Origin of the sequence: Avibacterium endocarditidis, assembly GCF_002921145.1 — a bacterium.
Classification (GTDB): domain Bacteria; phylum Pseudomonadota; class Gammaproteobacteria; order Enterobacterales; family Pasteurellaceae; genus Avibacterium; species Avibacterium endocarditidis.
In genome coordinates, this window is sequence record NZ_PQVI01000032.1 from 5,127 (window position 1) to 7,674 (window position 2,548).

Consider the following 2,548-nt stretch of genomic DNA (forward strand, 5'->3'; position numbering starts at 1 on the left):
AATTAACGCCACGCTTTGTATTGGTTGATTAAACCGTTGGTTGAGCTGTCGTGGCTGGTGATTTCGTTGTTGTTTTCAAGCTCTGGTAAAATGCGGTTGGCGAGCTGTTTGCCAAGCTCTACACCCCATTGGTCAAAGCTGAAAATGTTGAAGATTACACCTTGCGTGAAGATTTTGTGTTCGTACATTGCAATGAGTGCGCCCAAGCTAAATGGGGTAATTTTTTGCAATAAGATGGAATTGGTTGGTTTGTTACCTGTGAACACTTTAAATGGCACGATGTCTTTCACTTCATCAAGGGATTTGCCCGCTTTGACAAATTCTGCTTCCACTTCTTCTTTGCTTTTACCGAAAGCCAGTGCTTCAGTTTGAGCGAAGAAGTTAGACAATAATTTCAGGTGATGATCTGAAAGTGGGTTGTGGGTTTGTGCTGGGGCAATGAAATCACAAGGAATTAAAATTTTCCCTTGGTGAATTAATTGATAGAACGCGTGTTGTCCGTTTGTCCCAGGTTCGCCCCAGATAATTGGACCAGTTTGATAATCTACTACTTTGCCATCACGTCCCACATATTTTCCGTTTGATTCCATATTGCCTTGTTGGAAATAAGCAGCGAAACGGTGTAAATATTGGTCATATGGCAAAATCGCTTCGGTTTGTGCACCAAGGAAATTGGTGTTCCATAACCCCACTAAGGCAAGAGTCGCTGGGATATTTTCAGCCAGTGGTGCATTGCGGAAATGTTTATCCATTTCGTGCGCGCCTGATAACAAGGCTTCAAAGTTTTCAAAACCGATAGAAAGGGCGATAGATAAACCGATAGCCGACCATAAGGAATAGCGTCCGCCAACCCAATCCCAGAATTCAAACATATGTGCGGTATCAATGCCGAATTTTTCCACTTCTTTTGCGTTCGTTGAAAGTGCGGCGAAATGTTTTGCAATATGTGCTTCATCTTTCGCACTGGCTAAGAACCAATCACGGGCAGAATTTGCGTTGGTCATTGTTTCTTGCGTGGTGAAAGTTTTTGATGCTACTAGCACTAGGGTGGTTTCTGGGTTCACTTTTTTCAAGGTTTCCGCGATGTGCGTGCCGTCCACGTTAGACACAAAGTGCATATTGAGGTGGTTTTTATAAGGACGCAAGGCTTCAGTTACCATATAAGGCCCTAAATCCGAGCCACCAATGCCGATGTTAATCACATCAGTGATCGCTTTGCCTGTGTAGCCTTTCCATTCGCCCGAAATGACGCGATCACAGAAAGATTTCATTTTCGCCAGCACGGCATTCACTTCAGGCATTACATCTTTGCCGTCCACCAATACAGGGGTATTTGAACGGTTACGAAGTGCGGTGTGTAAAACAGCACGATTTTCCGTGCGGTTGATTTTTTCCCCAGTGAACATTGCTTCTGTGGCTTCCTGCAAACCACATTCTTCCGCTAATTGACGTAATAACTCTAAAGTTTCTTGGGTAAGGTTATTTTTGAGTAATCCACCAAAATCTCGTTATCAAAGGTTAAAGAATAATCTTTAAAACGATTGGGTTCTTGCGCAAATAATTGCTGGATCGTGGTTTCACCTAGGTTACTTTTGTGTTGTTCTAAGGCTTTCCACGCGTTAGTGGTAGTTGGGTTGATATTTTTCATTGTTTTTCCTTTAATTGTTAAGAATAGAAATCCATTTTTATAACAGCACGATTAAATCGTTTATAAAAACACCAGATTAATCAATATATTCCGTCAAAACTCGTGGGGTGAGTTTTGTTATTAATTCATAACTTAAAATGCCGCTTATTGCTGCGATTTCTTCGATAGGCAATTCCTTGCCCCATAAGATCACTTCATCGCCCACTTGATCTTGGCTGTCTTTGCCAAGATCAACGGTGAGCATATCCATTGATACTCTGCCCACAATTGGCACAAGGCGACCATTAAGATAAACGGGCGTTCCCATTGGCATATCTCTTGGATAGCCATCGCCATAGCCAATGGCGACCACACCAATTTTGGTATCTTGTTCGCTCACCCATTTTCCGCCATAGCCTACAGGTTCGCCCTTTTTATGCTCACGCACCGCAATCAGTGATGAAGTTAGCGTCATTACAGGAATTAAGCCGTATTCTCGGCTTGGTACATTGTTCGGCGAAATGCCGTATAAAATAATGCCGGGGCGAATCCAATCTAAATGCGCTTCGTGCCAAAATAAAATGCCCCCTGATGCCGCAATGCTACGCTCCCCTGCTCTATTTTCGGTAGCTTGAAGAAAGGCGTTAAGTTGTTTTTGCGTGTAATCAGATTCTAATTCATCGGCACGGCTAAAATGACTGACGAAACCAAAGTGCGGTTCAATATTTGGACATTTTTCAAGGGCTTGGCAAAATGTTTCCACTTCATCTAAGGCAACACCAAGGCGATGCATTCCCGTGTCAATTTTAAGCCAGACTTTAATCGGGTTAGGTAAATCGGCTTGCTGTAAAGCTTCTAATTGTTCTTTGTTATGCACGATAGTTTGGATATTATTCACCGCAATAATCGGCAAATCTTTGG

The 2,548-nt window shown here is 42.7% G+C and carries 1 protein-coding gene and 1 pseudogene; both read right to left on the reverse strand.

Features of this window, described 5'->3' with window-relative positions:
- Positions 1-2 precede the first annotated feature (2 nt).
- A pseudogene (pgi, locus tag C3Z13_RS03210) lies at positions 3-1,648 on the reverse strand (glucose-6-phosphate isomerase).
- A 76-nt stretch (positions 1,649-1,724) separates the two neighbouring features.
- A partial coding sequence (alr, locus tag C3Z13_RS03215) for an alanine racemase (RefSeq protein ID WP_103854978.1) occupies positions 1,725-2,548 on the reverse strand: 824 nt, incomplete at its 5' end.